Source organism: Streptomyces sp. NPDC002889 (assembly GCF_042888425.1).
Taxonomy (GTDB): domain Bacteria; phylum Actinomycetota; class Actinomycetes; order Streptomycetales; family Streptomycetaceae; genus Streptomyces.
In genome coordinates this window covers 72239-87619 of sequence record NZ_JBIAPT010000007.1, presented here as the reverse complement: position 1 = coordinate 87619, position 15381 = coordinate 72239, and the positions used below count along the sequence as shown (strand labels likewise).

Below are 15381 nucleotides of genomic sequence, written 5' to 3'. Positions count from 1 at the left end.
CTTCTCTCCCACGAGGACCCCGACACCCATGAGCCAGCCGCAGACCACCGCCGCGCCCGCCTACGTCGTCACCAGCGCCCCGCCCAACCCCAACGGCGACCTCCACCTGGGCCACCTCTCCGGGCCGTTCCTCGGCGCCGACGTCCTCTCCCGGCACCTGCGCCAGCGCGGCCGCACCGTCCACTACGTCGGCTACTCCGACGAGCACTCCTGCTACGTGCCGCGCCGGGCCGCCGAGATCGGCTCCACCGCGCACCGCGCCGCGCTGACCTTCGGCGCCCGCATGGAGGAAACCCTCTCCCTGGGCGCCATGCACCACGACTGGTTCACCCGCCCCCTGACCACGCCCCGCCACGACGAGATCGTCCAGCGGTTCTTCACCGGTCTGTGGGAGCAGGGCCGCCTGGAGGTCCGCACGCTCCCCGTCTTCTGGTGCACGCCCTGCGCACGCGAGCTCTACGAGGCCGAGGTGCGCGGTGAGTGCCAGTTCTGCGGCGACCCCTCCGACGGCGTGTACTGCGAGGCGTGCGGGCTGCCCCAGGACCCGGCCGGCCTCGCCGCCCCGCGCTGCACCACCTGCGGGCAGACCCCGGAGATCCGCGAACTGGAGCGGATCTGCTTCCCGCTGGCCGACTACCGCGACCGGCTCCTCGCCTACTACGAGCAGGCGCAGACGGACGCCGAGTGGCGGCCCCGGCTGCGCGCCTACCTCGACACGCTGTTCTCCCGCGAGCTGCCCCTCACCCCCGTTTCCCGCCGCTCCGGCTACGGCATCCCGGTGCCGCTGGAGGGCTGGGAGGGGCACATCCTCGACACCTGGTTCTCCGGCATCTTCGGCTACATCGCCGCGACCGCCTGCCTGACCGCCGCGCAGGGCGAGCCGGAGGCGTGGGAGCGCCTGTGGTCGGACCCGGCGACGCGGATCGTCCACTTCCTCGGCTTCGACTGCTCGTTCTCCCACGCCGTGCTGTGGCCCGCGCTGCTGATGGCGCATGGCGGACTGACGCTGCCGGCCCAGGTCGTCATCAACGAGTTCTACCGCCTGGAGGGCGAGAAGTTCTCCACCAGCCGCGACCACGCCGTCTGGGGCGGGGAGTTCCTGCGGCAGGTCTCCGCGGACGCCCTCCGCTTCCACCTGTGCCTGACCGGACCGGAACGCGAGCAGACCAACTTCGCCGCCAAGGAGTTCACCGCCACCGTCGAGACGGTGCTGGTGCAGGGCGCCGAGGCGTGGACACGGGCCGTCCTGGCCGCCACCGCCGAGGACTTCGCCGGCGCGGTCCCCGGCGCCGTGCCCACCGCCGCCGACGGACCCCTCGTTGCGGTGCCCGCCGAGCTGACGGCCGCGCTCGCCGGATCGCTGGGCGCCCCCGCGTTCTCCCCGCAGCGGGCCGCCGCCGACCTGGCCGCGGCGATCGGCCGGGCCGTCGCCGACCTGCCGGAGCTGGAGCAGCTGCGCGGCGGCGGCGAGGCGTACGCGCGCCGGCTCGTCGCGCACACCGAGGCGCTCGCCGCCGTCGCCGCCGCCTCTGCGGCGATCATGCCGGGCTGGTCGGCGTACCTCGCCGGGCACCTGGGCCTCTCGGTCGACCCGGCGACCCGCATGCCGGCCTGGCCCGAGGACGGCGCCCGCCTGGTGGCGCCCGGCACCATCCTGCCCGCCGCCCTGCCGGCGTTCTTCCACGACGTCGCATGAGCGCGCCGCCTGGACGCCCCGCGGCGCCATCGGACGGCGCGGCAGCCGGGCTGCAGCCGTGCCGCACCCTGCTCGCCGTCGCGGGCGCCGGGACCCTGCTGGTTCCGGCCGCCCTCGCGGGCCGGCCCGGCACGGAGGCCGCCGCGCTGGCGGTGGCGCTCGTCCTGCTCGCCTGGCACGTGCTGATCGCGCGGGCGGGCGGCACTCGCGGCCGGGGCGCGGCCGGTCTCGTCGCCGACGTGTACGGGCCGCGCGCCGGACGGGCCGTGCACGCCTGCTACTTCGCGGGGATCGCCTGCGGCCAGGCGGCGGTGGCGGGGGCGGCCGGCGAGTTCGCCGCCGACGGGCGGGCGGCGGGCGCGGTTGCGGCCGGGGTGCTTGCGGTGGCCGCCGGATCGGCCGCGGCCGGACTGCTGCCCGGGCCGCGCGGCCGCCGCCTGCGGCTCGCTGCCGTACTGCTGCTGACGGCCGGCTGGTGGACGCTGCCCGGCCTGTTGAGCCTCGACGGACGGCTGCCGGACGGCGGCGCGTGGGGCGCCGCCGCCACGCTGGTCGTGCTCTTCGCCTGGGTCGGCGCCGAGGGTGACGTACCGCCGCTGCCCCGCGGCCGGGCGGGTGCGTTGGTACGCCTGCTGCGCGGCCCGGCGGTCGCCGCCTCGCTGCTTGCGCTGCTGCTCGCCGCCCCACGGCCGGGACCGGACGCCGCCCCGGCGGCCGCGGCAGCCGGCACGGCAGCCGCGCTCGTCCTCACCGCCTACTGCGTCACCAACCTGGCGGCCTGCGGCGCCCGCTGGTCGCTCCTGGCGCGGCGCGAGGACGCTCCCGGCGCGGCGCGGTCCTCACGCACCGGTGTCTGGGCCGCGGCGGCGATCGCCGCCGCCGTCCTGTCCCTCGCCCGCGCCTTTCACCTGCCGGCCGCCACGCTGCTGCTCCTCCCCGGCGCGGCCACCGCCGCCATCCTGACCCTCCCGGCAGCGGCGGCACTGCACCGCCGGCGCGTACGCGCCGGGACCGCCCCCGCCCGCCCGGACCCGTCCCGTGCCGGGCCGCGTACGGCGGACGCCCCGGGGCGCGGCACGTCCTGGTAGGACTTTGTTGGCCGGCTGGTCGTGGGCTGGGGTCGGTAGTCGAAAGACATCGAGGTAGCCGAACGCGCCGACCACGTCCTGGTGTACGAACGCGACATTCGACAGCGCGGCGCCCTTCGGGTTCTTGCGGGTGGTCTCGTCGCGGTCACGCTCTCGTGGGATTGCTCTTCGGGTCCGTCGTGTTGGGCGACCTCGTCAGTTTTCCTGCGCCGGCTGAGCTGTGGCCGGCCAGCGGTTCTCGGCGTGCATGCTGCGACTCCGGCCTTCAACTGTGCGGTGCTGCTTGGCCGTTGTGCCGCCGCTGAGGATCACAGGTTGATCTCACCGGCGGTCGGATTGATCTCTTCCGGTAGCAGGTAGGTAGTGTCACGAGGCTGTGTTTGGATGACTTGGGGGATGCCCGGCCTTTCCCCTGCTGCGCCTTGCGCGCGATGACGGGGTGAGCTGTAGTGACGACCGTGCAGCCTGGGCGGCGCACGTTTCCCTGGGGACGCCTGAGTTGGCGGGCCGGTGACGCGGCGACGCACGGGCCGCGGCGGTCCTGGCGTGACGGTCGCCTCGTGCCCTTCCTGCTGCGGCCGGTGCCGGCTTCGGTGCTCATGGCGGCCGTGCTGCATCTGGTGTGGCTGTCGTTCTTCGCCAACAGCGGCGGGGATCTGGCGGCACAGGATGCCTGGGCGGACTTCGCCCGGCGGCACCCCGGTTCGGCGTACAACTTCACGTGGTACGGCGGGATGCACCCCGTCTCCTACAGCGTGATCTCCCCCTATGTGATGGCCGTGCTCGGCGTCCGGTCCACGATGATCATCGTCGGGGTGGTGTCCGCGGGGCTGTTGGCGCACATCGTGAGCCGCTGCGGCGGGGTGCGGCGGCCGCTGCTTCCGTCCCTGTGGGGCGCGTTGGCACTCGCCTGCAACGCCGCATCCGGCCGGGTGACGTTCGGGCTGGGACTGCTGTTTGCGCTGGCTGTTGTGGCGCTTGTCTTCACGCTGGATCTGCTGCCGCGTGGCCGACTGCGGATGCCCGCCGTCGTGCTGTGCTCCACGCTGGCCACCGCGAGCAGTCCGGTCGCCGGGTTGTTCCTCGAGGTGATGGCTGCGGCGCTGTTCCTGCAGCGGCGGCGGACGGCGTATGCCATCGCGCTGCCGTTTCCCGTGGTGATAGCGCTGTCGGCGTGGCTGTTCCCGTTCCAGGGCGTTCAGCCGATGCCATTGCTGTCCGGGCTGATGCCCATCGGCTGCTGCGTAGCCGTGTTTCTGTTCAGCCCGTCGGAGTGGCGGACGGTGCGCGTGGGTTCGGTCATCTACGCGATGGGCACCCTGGCGACCATGATTGTCCCGTCGCAGGTGGGGCTCAACGTCGAGCGACTGGCGCTCATCTTCGGTGGCACGGCTCTACTGGCGACCGTCGACCACAACCGCAGTCGGCCGCGGTGGCGTGCTCGGTATCTGGCCGCCCTGTGGCTGGCGTTCGCTGGGCTGGCGAGCTGGCAGGTGGGCAAGTCGATTTCCGACATCGTGCTGACGACGCCGACAGTCGCCTGGACAAGCAGGGACTTGGCCCCGCTGGTCCGCCAGTTGAAGCAGGTCGACGCCCGCCACGGCAGGGTCGAAGTGGTGCCTGTGCGCAGCCACCGCGAGGCCGCGGCTCTGGTGCCGTACGTCAATCTGGCGCGCGGCTGGAACCGCCAGGCCGACCTCGACCGCAACGGTCTCTTCTACGACGGCACGCTCACCCGAGACAGTTACCGGGCGTGGTTGAAGCGTTGGGCGGTCCGCTATGTGGTGCTGCCCGTGGAGGACAGGCCGGATACCGGAGCCGTGCAGGAAGCGAAGCTCGTCTCGGCGGGCCAGCCCTATCTGAAGGAGATCTGGTCGGACGCCAACTGGCGGCTGTTCCGCGTGCAGGACGCGACATCGTTGGCCGATCCCCCCGCCACCGCCGAGCGAGCCGGCGAGGGCCAGCTGGTGGTCACCGTGACATCCGCGGGGGACGTGCTGATTCGGGTACGGTTCTCGCCCTGGCTGGGGCTGGTCGACGCCACGGGCGAGGCGGTGGAGCGGCCGGAGGTACTGGACGACGAGGCGCACTCCCACGCGGGCCAAGCTCCGTTGCGGCGGGACGGGGGCGTGGTGGAGGAGCGGAGTGAAAGCGGGGTGCCGTATGTGAATCGGCACGGGTGTCTGACGCAGGCCGGCGTCTGGACCCGGCTGCACGCGCCCCGCGCCGGAACGTACCGCATCGCTGCGCCGTTGCAGGTGCCGCGCGGGACGCCATGCCCGAATTAACCGAAGACCGAGGAACTCACTGTGTCACCGGGAGCTCTACCAGGGACCGTGAGCCGGGAGGCAGGGCGCAGGACCTGCCTGTGCCGAGGCGCACGATTCAGCTCGGCTGTGATGCCGGGCGGTGTCCTCTGCAGTCCGGCGTCACGCTCTTCGGCGCAACCCACGACGATCCCCGGCGCTCCGGGCCCGTAGGTGTGCACCGAGAGCCCGCCATCGCGCCGGCCCGCTTCGGCACGCGCATCGTTGCACAGGCAACGCACGCCTGTGCGCCACTCGATATTGAGCTCCTTCCCACCTCAGCCTGCGGATTGCCAGGTGGAGGACCAGTACTGCCGGTGTGAGGTCCCACGAAGATCGCGGGATCGTGACAGCGTCACCTTGCGGCCATGGCACGGATGCGCCACCTCGGCGTATCGGTCAGGGGATATGCGCCCGGGTCGCACCGTGCCAGCATCGGTCCCCCATGCACCTCGTCGCATTCCGCATCGTCGCCCCGAGCCCACCGGTCGCCCCGGACGAGGCCCGGGCGCTGCGTGTCGCCCTGGAGCAAGCGGTCGACGCCCGCCGCGGCGCCGAGCACGTCCGGGTGCACACCTCGCGCGACGGCGCCCTCGGCGTGCTGTTCGTGCTGGCGCCCGGCCCTGTGGAGGCGCGCGCGCACTGCCTGTCGCTGTGCGCCGAGGCGCTGGCCGGCGAACCGCAGCTGTCCGGCTGGCGCATCGTCGAGGCCTGAGCGCCGCCGGACGCCCACGCCGCGGCGCGGGCGTCCGGACCATTCCGTTCCACCCGCCGTCCGGTCGTGTGCCGCCCGCTCGCCGGCCGGCACGGTCCGTCCCGGCCGACTCCCGGGCCGGTACGGGCCCGAACCCGGGCCGGGGGTACGGGCATCGGGGCGAACGGCAGCCCGGGCGTACCGGCATCCGGACCGCCCCGGTCCCGGCGGTCGCGCCACCGGCACCGAGACCACCCCGGGGCCCCTGACACAGTCGTGTCACCGACGTTTTGTGCCAGCCGACAGACGGTGACGACCGCCCCTCACCTGATGAAGGCTGAGTGACGTCGCCGCGAGCGCTCGACGGCCCGGCGACACCGCGGCTCCCGACCGGAGCCCGCACCGTTCGCCATGTCACAGGAGTTCGTCATGCTTCGCTGCGCCGCTGTCCCGGTACTCCTGCTCGCCACGCTGTCGCTCGGGGCGGGCGCCGCCGCCGTGTCGGCGGCGGCGGACCAGGGCTGGTCCGCCATCACCGCCCGCCCCGACGACCAGGGCTGGTCCGCGATCACGGCCGACGGCGCCCGGCGGGTCGCCGTCGATGGCCCCGCCCCCGACCAGGGGTGGTCCTGATGGCCAACGACCAGCTGCTCACCTGGTTCGGCCTCGACGACGACGCCGCCCGTCTCTACCGCACGCTGATGCTGCACGGCGGCCGCACCCTGCCCGACCTGAAGGATCTCTCGGGGCTGCCGGCGCCCCGGGTGACGGACGCCCTCGACCAGCTCGTCGCCGCCTCGCTCGCCTGGTTCGACACGACGGCCGGACCCGGCGGCCGGCTGTGGCCGGTCAGCCCGAAGGTGGGGCTCACCGCGGCCCTCGCCCGGCGCCGCGCCCAGACCCTGCGGGCCCAGGCCGAGGTCGAGCAGCTGGAGGTCGAACTCGCCCAACTCATCGCCACGCACGAGTCGCTGGCCGGCCGCCGCGCCACCGGCACCCTGGAGCACGTCACCGACCCGTCCGCCGTCGCCCTGACCGTCTGCGAACTGGCGGCCGCCGCCACCGACGAGGTGCTGGTGATCGCGCCCGGACCGCGCACCGGCGCCCTCGGCGCCGCCGTCTACCTCCAGGCGGAGCCGATGCTGGAGCGGGGGGTGCGGCTGCGCGGCATCCACCTGGGCAGCCTGCGCAACCGGCCCGCCGAGTACGCGCACGCCGCCCGCCTCGCCCCGCTCGGCGCCGACCTGCGCACCACGCCCACGCTCCCCGCCGAACTGGTGCTGGTGGACGGCAACATCGCCGTGCTGCCGCACGACCCCGCCGACCCCTCGGCCGGTGTCGTCGTCTGCCGCCACACCGCGACGGTCACGGCGCTGCGCGCCCTCTTCGAGCAGTACTGGGCGCGCGCCGAGGAGCTGGGCAGCAGCCCCCGCAGCGACGGACGCGGCCTCTCCCCCTCGGAGCGCGAACTGCTGTGCCAGCTCGCCGACGGCGCGACCGACGAGGCCACCGCCCGGAGGATGGGCGTCTCGCTGCGCACCGTGCGCCGGATGTCGGCCGGACTGATGGAACGGCTCGGCGCCCGCAGCCGCTTCCAGGCCGGCCACCGGGCCTCCGCGCTGGGCTGGCTCGACGAGAAGGTGCCGACCGCCGCGGCCGCCGTCTCCTGACCCCGGCGGCCTCCGGCCGGCCGGAGCGTCCCGCACCGATCTCATCACCCTCATCGCCTCTCAGGAGCACTTCGTGAGCATCACCGTTCATGCCCCCGCCCCGGTCCCCGGCGAGGTCACGTCACCGGCCCCCGGCGCCGCCGCGTCGGCGCCGAGCGTCTTCGAGACACTGGAGTCCGAGGTCCGCGGCTACTGCCGCGGCTGGCCCACCGTCTTCGACCGGGCCCGCGGCAACCGGCTGACGGACGAGGACGGCCGCGACTTCCTCGACTTCTTCTCCGGCGCGGGAGCGCTCAACTACGGCCACAACAACCCCGTCCTCAAGCGAGCCCTCCTGGACCATCTGGAGCGCGACGGCATCACCCACGGCCTGGACATGTCGACGACCGCCAAGCGCCGCTTCCTGGAGACCTTCCGGGACCTGGTCCTCGACCCGCGCGGCCTGCCGTACAAAGTGATGTTCCCGGGGCCCACCGGCACCAACGCCGTCGAGGCCGCGCTCAAACTGGCCCGCAAGGTGAAGAAGCGGCCGCAGATCGTCTCGTTCACCGGCGGCTTCCACGGCATGTCGCTGGGCTCCCTCGCCGTCACCGGCAACGCGCGCAAGCGGGCCGGGGCGGGCGTGCCGCTCGTCCACACCGCGCCCATGCCCTTCGACGGATACCCGGGCGCCGGCGAGTCCATCGTCCTCTTCGAACGGCTGCTGGCCGACCCGGGCTCGGGCGTGGACCACCCGGCGGCGGTCATCGTGGAGACGGTTCAGGGCGAGGGCGGCATCAATGTCGCCCGTCCCGAGTGGCTGCGCGCGCTCGCCGCGCTGTGCCGACGGCGGGACATGCTCCTGATCGTCGACGACATCCAGATGGGCTGCGGCCGCACGGGCGCCTTCTTCTCCTTCGAGGACGCCGGCGTCGTCCCGGACATCGTCACCCTCTCCAAGTCCATCTCCGGCTATGGACTGCCCATGTCGCTGTGCCTCTTCCGCGAGGAACTCGACATCTGGGAGCCCGGCGAGCACAACGGCACCTTCCGCGGCAACAACCCCGCCTTCGTCACCGCCACCGCCGCTCTCCGGACCTACTGGGCCGACGGCGGACTGGAGGAGCAGACCCGCCTGCGGGGCGAGCAGGTGCGGGCGGGGCTGGAGGAGATCGCCGCCGAGCACCCCGGCGCCGTCGTCTCCGTCCGCGGGCGCGGCCTGGCCTGGGGCATGGAGATGCGCGAGAAGGACGCGGCGGGCCGCATCGCCCGCCGCGCCTTCGACCACGGCCTGCTCGTCGAGACGTCCGGCCCGCACAGCGAGGTCGTCAAGCTGCTGCCCGCGCTGACCGTCTCCCCGGCGGAACTCGACGAGGGACTGCGGCTGCTGGCCCGGTCGGTGCGCGAGTGCCGGTGAGCGCGCCTGCCGGGTCCGGGAGGCGGCACATTAATGCCACCGCGCGTTCGTGCCACCCTGTGGTGCTGACATGGCGGGCCCCGAACCGTCACACTCCTTCTGCCGCCCGTCCCGCGGGGAGCACCGCGCTGGTGCCGGGCCCGGACGGCAGGAGGTGAGGTCGGCATGCGCGCCCACGAAGTGCCTCCACCGGAGTTCCGCGGCCTGCTGAGGCCGGACGCCCGCGGTGCGCTCGTGCCCGAGGCGGCGTGGCACTGGGAGTGCGACGCCGGCGCCCGGCGCTGGTCCTTCCACGTGCGGCCCGACCTGTACGCGCCGGACACCGGGGCGCGCGTCACGGCGCACAGTTTCGAGGAGCGGTGGCGGGCGGTGAGCCTGCTGCCGCGGGCCGGCGGACTGCCGCAGGGCCAGTGCCGGTCGCTGGACTCCTGGAAGCTTGTCGTCGTCCTCGCCCGGCCGGACGGGCGGCTGCCCCACCGCCTGGCCCGCTCCCGCCTGACCCTCGCCTCGCGGTGCCTGACCGACCCGCTGGCGGCGCTGCTCGCCACCGGACCTGCGGACGGGCCGGCCCCCGGCTAGAAACGCCCGCACCACGGGGCGCCCCGGGCAACCGGGACGCGCCCGGTCCCGTACGCCTGCCTTCTCCCGCCCCTGTCCCTCCCCTCCCCCGATCCGAGGAACTCGCCGTGGCTCACGTCGCCTTCACCACGTTCGCCGTGCTCAAGCAGCCCTACGCGCACGCGGACAACGACTCCTTCAACGCCCTGGAGCCGCTCGTCTTCGGCGCCTCCGAGACCAGCCCGGGCTTCGTCGCCCGCGCCACCGCCGTGGACACCGTCACCACGCGGTGGACCAACTTCGGCCGTGACTACGGGGACTGGGGCACCTTCCAGGCGCCCTCCTTCTACACCGGCGGCCGCGAGGACGACACCGACACCCGCGCCTCCACCCTCTCCCTGTGGCAGGACCTGGAGTCGGTGTTCGCCTACGCATACTCCGACATCCACCTGCACGCGCTGCGCAACCGCCGCGAGTGGTTCGTGCACCTGCCGAACCGGCTCTACGCGGCCTGGTGGGTGCCCGAGGGGACCGTGCCCACCTGGCAGGACGCCTGCGAGCGCCTGGACTACATAGACTCCCACGGCCCGACGCCGCGTGCCTTCGACTTCCGGGACGCCTTCGACGCCGACGGCTCGCCCTACACCCTGCGCCGCCCCACCGCCCCGGCGGCCTCCGCCTGAGGGCTCCCGCCCTGCCCGCCCCCCTGCGACAGGAACTCAGACATGACCTCCACGGGACTGCGTCCCCTCACCCCGCGCCGGACCGGCGGCCGGCTGCTGCTGCCGCTGCTCGCCGCCTCCGCGTTCCTGCTCACCCTCGCCGGCTCGTCGCTGAAGAACACCCTCCAGGTGTACTTCCTGCCCATCGCCGACACCTTCGACAGCTCCCGCGGCGCCCTCGCCACGGCCACCACCCTCTTCGCCGTCGCGACCGCGGTGGCCTCGCCCCTGGTCGGCGGTCTCGCCGACCGGCTCGGCGGCGCCGCGACCCTGGCGATCGGCACCGCCCTGGCCGGCGTCTCCTTCGTCGGCTGCGCGCTGGCGGGACAGCTGTGGCTGTTCGTCGTCGTCTACGGACTGGTCGCGGCGTTCGCCTTCGCCATGCTGTCGTTCGTGCCGCTCGGCGTGCTCGTCGACGAACTCTTCCGGCACGGCCGCAAGGGCCTGATCTACGCGCTGCTCACCAACGGCGCGGCGGTCGGCTTCATCGTCCTGGTGCCGCTGTGGACCTGGCTGGGCACCGAGGTCAGCTGGCGGTCCGTGCTGCTCGTCACCGGCCTGGTCTTCCTCTTCGGGCTCACCCCGCTCGCCGTGCTGACGGCCCGCCGCGCCGGGCGCATCACCGGCCAGGACATACAGGAGGAGCCGACCGGTCCGGCCGAGGCAGAGGAGAAGGTGCAGCAGGCCGCGCTGCGGCGGCTCACCTTCGGGGAGCGGCTGCGCGCGGCGGTCGAGGTGCGCGAACTGCGCGTGCTGGCCCTGGCGTTCTTCTCCTGCGGCGTCACCATGGCCTTCATCGATGTGCACTTCGTGCCGATGGTGCACGATCACGGCATGGGGGAGGCGACCAGCTCCACGGCGATCATGCTGCTGGGCGTCTTCGAGGTCGCCGGCGGTCTGCTCGCCGGCTGGCTGTGCGACCGGGGCCTGATCAAGGCGGTGCTCGTCTGCGCGTACACCCTGCGCGGGGCGGCCATGCTGCTGGTGAGCGTCGCCGAGCGGCCGGTGCCGGTGATGGTATTCGGCGTCGTCTTCGGCGTCAGCTACCTGGCCACCGTGGTCGCCACCACGATGTGGGCGGCCGGCGCCCTGCCCGAGCGGGTGCGCGGCACCGGCATGGGCCTGGTGTGGGCCGTGCACGCGGCGGGCACCGCCATCGGCAGCCAGGCGGGGGCGACCCTCGCCGACCTGACCGGCAGCTACACCGTGGCCACCTTGGCCAGCGCCGCCCTGGCTGCCTGCGCCTGCCTGCTGGTGAGCGTGACGCCCGCGCCTGGGCCGGACAAGTCCTGAGCCGTCCGGCCGGCCGCGCGAACCAGTGCCTGCATGGCGATGCTCGCGCCTGACCTGCGGTTATTACTGCGGGGCTGAAACGGGGCTGAAGACCTTCGACCGCTTCAGCCCCGTTCTGCTGGTGTGAGTCGGAACGGTGGAGGGGCGTCTTTGGCGGCCAGGAGCCGGTCCTGAGGGTTGTCGGCCTGCGTTTGTGGGGCGGGCTGCTGCCTGAATCGGCTCCGGTGATCGGGTGGAAGAGGAGATCGGTGGCGGCGAGGACGGCGAGGGCGTTTGCCGGGGGTCGATCACGGAGCCCAGACGGTCCTGCAGACGTTGCAGGTGGGTGACGGCTCGGCGGACGACCCGCTGCACGTCGTATTCCATCCCGGCACCGTTGTGCGCCAGGTCCTCCAGGGCGCGCGGCATTGCGTCGAGATCCCAGCTGTCGGGGTTGATCTGCGGCAGCCTCCGCGCCGTCTACCCGGTCGGCGGTTCCTGGAACAGCGTCAGCACTCCGCGGGCCACCCGCCCGTGGTGCGCGTCGTCCGCCGCCTTTGCGAAGTCCTCGATCGGATAGGTCCTGGTGACCAGCTCGTCGAGCATGAGCCGGCCCTGCCGGTACAGCTCGGCGTAGAGCGCGATGTCGTGCTGCGGTCGGGACGAGCCGTAACGGCAGCCCAGGACCGACTTGTCCAGGAACAGCGACGCGGGCACGAACGACGCCTCAGCCTTCGCGGCCGGCATACCGAGCAGGATCGCCTGACCGCGGCGGTCGAGCAGCTCGATCGCCTGCCGGACGAGGGCGGTGTTGCCGACGCACTCGAAGACATGGTCGGCGCCGGTGGGCAGGATCTCTCGTACGTCCTCGACAGAGGTGAGGAAGTCCGTCGCCCCGAACTGCCGCGCCACGGCCTCCTTCGCGGGGTTGGTGTCGACGGCGACGATCGCGGACGCGCCCGCGATCCTGGCGCCCTGAAGGACGTTGAGCCCGATGCCGCCGGTCCCGATGACGACGACGCTCTCCCCACGGTCCACCTTCGCCCGGTTCAGTACGGCCCCGACCCCCGTGAGCACCCCGCAGCCGATCAGCGCCGCCGAGGTGAGCGGGATGTCGGCGGGAATCCTCACCGCCTGGACGGCCTTGACGACGGTCCGCTGGGCAAAGGCGGAGTTGGCGGCGAACTGGAACAACCGCTCGCCGGCACGCGAGAAGGGGCGGCCGGGCCGGCCGATCGCCTTGCGGCACATGGTGGGCCGGCCGCGGTCGCAGTCCGCGCAGGCACCGCAGTTGGCGAGCGTGGACAACGCGACATGGTCGCCGGGCACGACATGGCCGACGCCCGGACCGACCGCCTCGACGACGCCCGCGCCTTCGTGGCCGAGGACCACCGGCACCGGGAAGGGGATCGTGCCGTCGATCACCGACAGATCGCTGTGACACAGCCCGGCGGCGGCCACGGCGACCAGGACCTCGCCGGGACCCGGGTCGCGTATCTCCAGGTCGTCGACGATCTGGACCTGCTTCCCGTCGAACACCACGCCCTTCATCCGGGCTCCTTGGGTAGGCCGAGCACCCGCTCGGCGATGATGGTGCGCTGGATCTCGTCGGAGCCGCCGTAGATGGTGTCGGCCCGGGAGAACAGGAACAGGCGCTGGAGTTCGTCGAGTTCGTACGCGTCCGGCGCCCAGGCAGTGGGGCCGGCGGTGGCGGCCCCGCCCTGGACCTGCAGGGCGAGCTCACCGAGCCGCTGATGCCAGCGGCCCCAGAGGAGCTTGGTGACACTGGGCGCGCCGGGGTCGCTCTCGCCGCCGAGGGTGCGCAGGGCATTCCACCGCATGGTGCGCAGCTCGGCCCACTGCCGTACGAGTCGCTGCCGAAGGACGGGGTCGGTGACCGCGTCGCTGTCCACGGCCAGCCTCACCACCCTCCCGAGCTCCTCCTCGAACCCGATCTGCTGCACGAGCGTCGACACTCCGCGCTCCAGGGCCAGAAGCCCCATGGCGACCTGCCACCCGTTGCCCTCGCCGCCGACGACGTCCGTGGCCTCGGCGCCGTCGAAGAAGACCTCGTTGAACTCCGCGGTCCCCGACATCTGCCGGATGGGCCTGACCTCGATCCGCCCCGGCTGGTCCATGGGCACCAGCAGGAACGAGAGCCCGCGGTGGCGCCGGGCCTCGGGGTCGGAACGTGCCAGCACGAAGCAGAGGTCGGCCTCCTGCGCCTGGGAGGTCCAGATCTTCTGGCCGGTGACGCGGTAGGTGCTCCCGTCGCGGGCCGCGGTGGTCCTGACCCCGGCGAGGTCGGACCCGGCGCCGGGCTCGCTGTACCCCTGGCACCAGATCTCGTCGCCGCGTGCGACGGCGGGCAGATAGCGGTCCTTCTGCGCCTGGCTGCCGAAGGCGATCAGGGTCGGCGCGAGGAGGTTCTCCCCGATGTGCCCGAGGCGGGCGGGGCCGCGTGCCCGGGCGTACTCCTCGCCCCACACGACCTGCTGGGTCAGTGTGCCGGTCCGGTTCCCGTACGCTCCCTCCCCCCACCCGAGCCCGATCCACCCACCGGCTCCGAGCTCGCGCTCCCACCCTCGCGCGGAGTGCCCGTCGGCCGGGTGCGCTCGAAGCCACTCACGCGCCTCACGCCGAAACTCGCGGTCCGCGTCCACGAAGCCGAAGTCCACGGTCGCCCTCCTGTCCGGGGGCGGCTTCTTGCCCACCCGCCCTTCCTTGTGGGGGTGCCCCCACGCCCCCTGCCTCGCGGACGCTGCGCGTCGTCGGCAGTAGCCAACGCGCCCTGCGGACGCACTTCCCGCGGTGGCGCCCCGGGCATGGCACGCGTGCGGTGACCGGTCGGGCCGGGGACCCGGACACCCCATCGGACCGCACCCGAAGAGCGAGCCCCGCCCTGCCAGGCGCGCCATCGACCGGCAGCCCGTGTCGCCCCACCTGCCAAGTCCAGTGACCAGGCGGGCGGGTGCAACAGCCGCGCCCGCGTCCAGCGCAAGGCGACCACCCGCCGGGCCGCACCCGGACGCGCGTCTCATCCGTTCGGCCGGTCACCGCGCGCCGCCGCCGAGGACATTTCCTCCAGGCGCGCCAGGAGCGGCATCGGGTCCGTGCCCACCGTGCCCGGCAGGAAGTCCGCGATCCGCTCCGGTGTCCACGCGCCGCCCTCCGCGTATCCCGCCCGCAGTTCCCTCGGCTGTGCCCACACCGCGATCTTGGGTCCCGCGATCGTGTACACCTGGCCGGTGATCCGTTCGTCCCGGGCACGGTCCGAGAGGAGGTAGACGACCAGGGCCGCGACGTCCTCCGGTTCGCCGATCTCCTTCAGCTCCATGGGAACGTTCGCGGACATCCGGGTGCGGGCGACCGGGGCGACCGCGTTCGCCGTGACGCCGTACTTGTGCAGGCCGAGCGCCGCGCTGCGCACGAGCGAGATGATCCCGCCCTTCGCCGCCGCGTAGTTGGCCTGAGCCACGCTCCCCTGGTGGTTGCCGCTGGTGAATCCGATGAGTGTGCCCGCGCCCTGCTTGCGCATCACCGCCGACGCCGCCCTGAACACCGTGAACGTGCCCTTCAGATGAGTGGCGACCACCGGGTCCCACTCCTGCTCGGACATGTTGAACAGCATCCGTTCACGCAGGATCCCGGCCACGCATACGACCCCGTCGATCCGCCCGTACCGCGCGAGCGCGGTGTCGACCACCCGCTGACCGCCGGCCATGGTGGAGATGTCGTCGGCCACGGCGACGGCCTCCCCGTCCGCCGACTCGATCTCCTTGACGACGGCCGCCGCGATCTCACTCGTCGGCTCGCCGCCCTCGACCGAGACGCCGTAGTCGTTGACGACGACCTTCGCCCCCTGGGCCGCGGCGGCCAGCGCCACCGCCCTCCCGATGCCGCGTCCGGCGCCCGTCACGGCGACGACCTTGCCTGTCAAGAAGTTCCCCACGCCCGGCCCCTTCCCGCAGTTTCTGAC

General features: G+C 73.2%; 13 protein-coding genes. 10 read left to right on the top strand and 3 right to left on the bottom strand.

Annotated features, from left to right (window positions below; translation table 11 throughout):
- The first annotated feature begins 28 nt into the window (after window positions 1-28).
- From ACFYWI_RS12380 to ACFYWI_RS12335, 10 genes are all read left to right on the top strand, one after another.
- Window positions 29-1696 (top strand): class I tRNA ligase family protein, encoded by a 1668-nt coding sequence (locus tag ACFYWI_RS12380; RefSeq protein WP_389229464.1) that lies wholly within the window; start codon window positions 29-31, stop codon window positions 1694-1696.
- The gene (locus tag ACFYWI_RS12375) at window positions 1693-2784 is read left to right on the top strand and encodes a hypothetical protein (RefSeq protein WP_389229461.1); all 1092 of its coding nucleotides are present in this window, start codon (window positions 1693-1695) and stop codon (window positions 2782-2784) included. Before ACFYWI_RS12380 ends, ACFYWI_RS12375 begins: the two co-directional genes overlap by 4 nt.
- Before the next feature lie 560 nt (window positions 2785-3344).
- The gene (locus tag ACFYWI_RS12370) at window positions 3345-5072 is read left to right on the top strand and encodes an MFS transporter (protein WP_389229458.1); all 1728 of its coding nucleotides are present in this window, start codon (window positions 3345-3347) and stop codon (window positions 5070-5072) included.
- A 463-nt stretch (window positions 5073-5535) separates the two neighbouring features.
- Window positions 5536-5805, top strand: coding sequence for a hypothetical protein (locus ACFYWI_RS12365; RefSeq protein ID WP_389229455.1), 270 nt, complete (start codon window positions 5536-5538; stop codon window positions 5803-5805).
- 408 nt (window positions 5806-6213) lie between these two features.
- Window positions 6214-6417: a hypothetical protein gene (locus tag ACFYWI_RS12360; RefSeq protein WP_389229453.1), complete on the top strand. Its 204-nt coding sequence runs from the start codon at window positions 6214-6216 to the stop codon at window positions 6415-6417.
- Entirely contained in the window at window positions 6417-7454 is a 1038-nt protein-coding gene (locus tag ACFYWI_RS12355) for a LuxR C-terminal-related transcriptional regulator (protein WP_389229450.1), read from the top strand. The genes ACFYWI_RS12360 and ACFYWI_RS12355 overlap by 1 nt, the downstream gene beginning before the upstream one ends.
- Window positions 7455-7533: 79 nt before the next feature.
- Complete coding sequence (gene ectB, locus ACFYWI_RS12350; RefSeq protein WP_389230063.1) at window positions 7534-8850, top strand: diaminobutyrate--2-oxoglutarate transaminase; 1317 nt, start codon at window positions 7534-7536, stop codon at window positions 8848-8850.
- 165 nt (window positions 8851-9015) lie between these two features.
- Window positions 9016-9429 (top strand): hypothetical protein, encoded by a 414-nt coding sequence (locus tag ACFYWI_RS12345; protein WP_389229447.1) that lies wholly within the window; start codon window positions 9016-9018, stop codon window positions 9427-9429.
- A gap of 107 nt (window positions 9430-9536) precedes the next feature.
- The gene (locus tag ACFYWI_RS12340; RefSeq protein ID WP_389229444.1) at window positions 9537-10091 is read left to right on the top strand and encodes a DUF3291 domain-containing protein; all 555 of its coding nucleotides are present in this window, start codon (window positions 9537-9539) and stop codon (window positions 10089-10091) included.
- Between the two features lie 42 nt (window positions 10092-10133).
- Window positions 10134-11423 carry an MFS transporter gene (locus ACFYWI_RS12335; protein ID WP_389229442.1) on the top strand — a complete coding sequence of 430 codons (1290 nt, stop codon included), beginning with the start codon at window positions 10134-10136 and terminating at the stop codon, window positions 11421-11423.
- Between the two features lie 459 nt (window positions 11424-11882).
- Here the strand turns inward: ACFYWI_RS12335 and ACFYWI_RS12330 are convergent, their stop codons facing one another.
- The 3 genes from ACFYWI_RS12330 to ACFYWI_RS12320 all read right to left on the bottom strand — a co-directional run bounded on the left by ACFYWI_RS12330 (window position 11883) and on the right by ACFYWI_RS12320 (window position 15354).
- Complete coding sequence (locus tag ACFYWI_RS12330; RefSeq protein WP_389229439.1) at window positions 11883-12953, bottom strand: Zn-dependent alcohol dehydrogenase; 1071 nt, start codon at window positions 12951-12953, stop codon at window positions 11883-11885.
- Window positions 12950-14080, bottom strand: coding sequence for an acyl-CoA dehydrogenase family protein (locus ACFYWI_RS12325; protein ID WP_389230060.1), 1131 nt, complete (start codon window positions 14078-14080; stop codon window positions 12950-12952). The genes ACFYWI_RS12330 and ACFYWI_RS12325 overlap by 4 nt, the downstream gene beginning before the upstream one ends.
- Window positions 14081-14439: 359 nt before the next feature.
- Window positions 14440-15354 (bottom strand): SDR family oxidoreductase, encoded by a 915-nt coding sequence (locus ACFYWI_RS12320; RefSeq protein ID WP_389229436.1) that lies wholly within the window; start codon window positions 15352-15354, stop codon window positions 14440-14442.
- Between the last annotated feature and the right edge of the window lie 27 nt (window positions 15355-15381).

Bases quoted from the DNA above. Each gene is read 5' to 3' on its own strand.
- ACFYWI_RS12375 (WP_389229461.1), top strand. From the start codon at position 1,693: ATGAGCGCGCCGCCTGGACGCCCCGCGGCGCCATCGGACGGCGCGGCA.
- ACFYWI_RS12345 (WP_389229447.1), top strand. From the start codon at position 9,016: ATGCGCGCCCACGAAGTGCCTCCACCGGAGTTCCGCGGCCTGCTGAGG.
- ACFYWI_RS12360 (WP_389229453.1), top strand. From the start codon at position 6,214: ATGCTTCGCTGCGCCGCTGTCCCGGTACTCCTGCTCGCCACGCTGTCG.
- ACFYWI_RS12330 (WP_389229439.1), bottom strand. From the start codon at position 12,953: ATGAAGGGCGTGGTGTTCGACGGGAAGCAGGTCCAGATCGTCGACGAC.
- ACFYWI_RS12355 (WP_389229450.1), top strand. From the start codon at position 6,417: ATGGCCAACGACCAGCTGCTCACCTGGTTCGGCCTCGACGACGACGCC.
- ACFYWI_RS12335 (WP_389229442.1), top strand. From the start codon at position 10,134: ATGACCTCCACGGGACTGCGTCCCCTCACCCCGCGCCGGACCGGCGGC.
- ACFYWI_RS12380 (WP_389229464.1), top strand. From the start codon at position 29: ATGAGCCAGCCGCAGACCACCGCCGCGCCCGCCTACGTCGTCACCAGC.
- ACFYWI_RS12365 (WP_389229455.1), top strand. From the start codon at position 5,536: ATGCACCTCGTCGCATTCCGCATCGTCGCCCCGAGCCCACCGGTCGCC.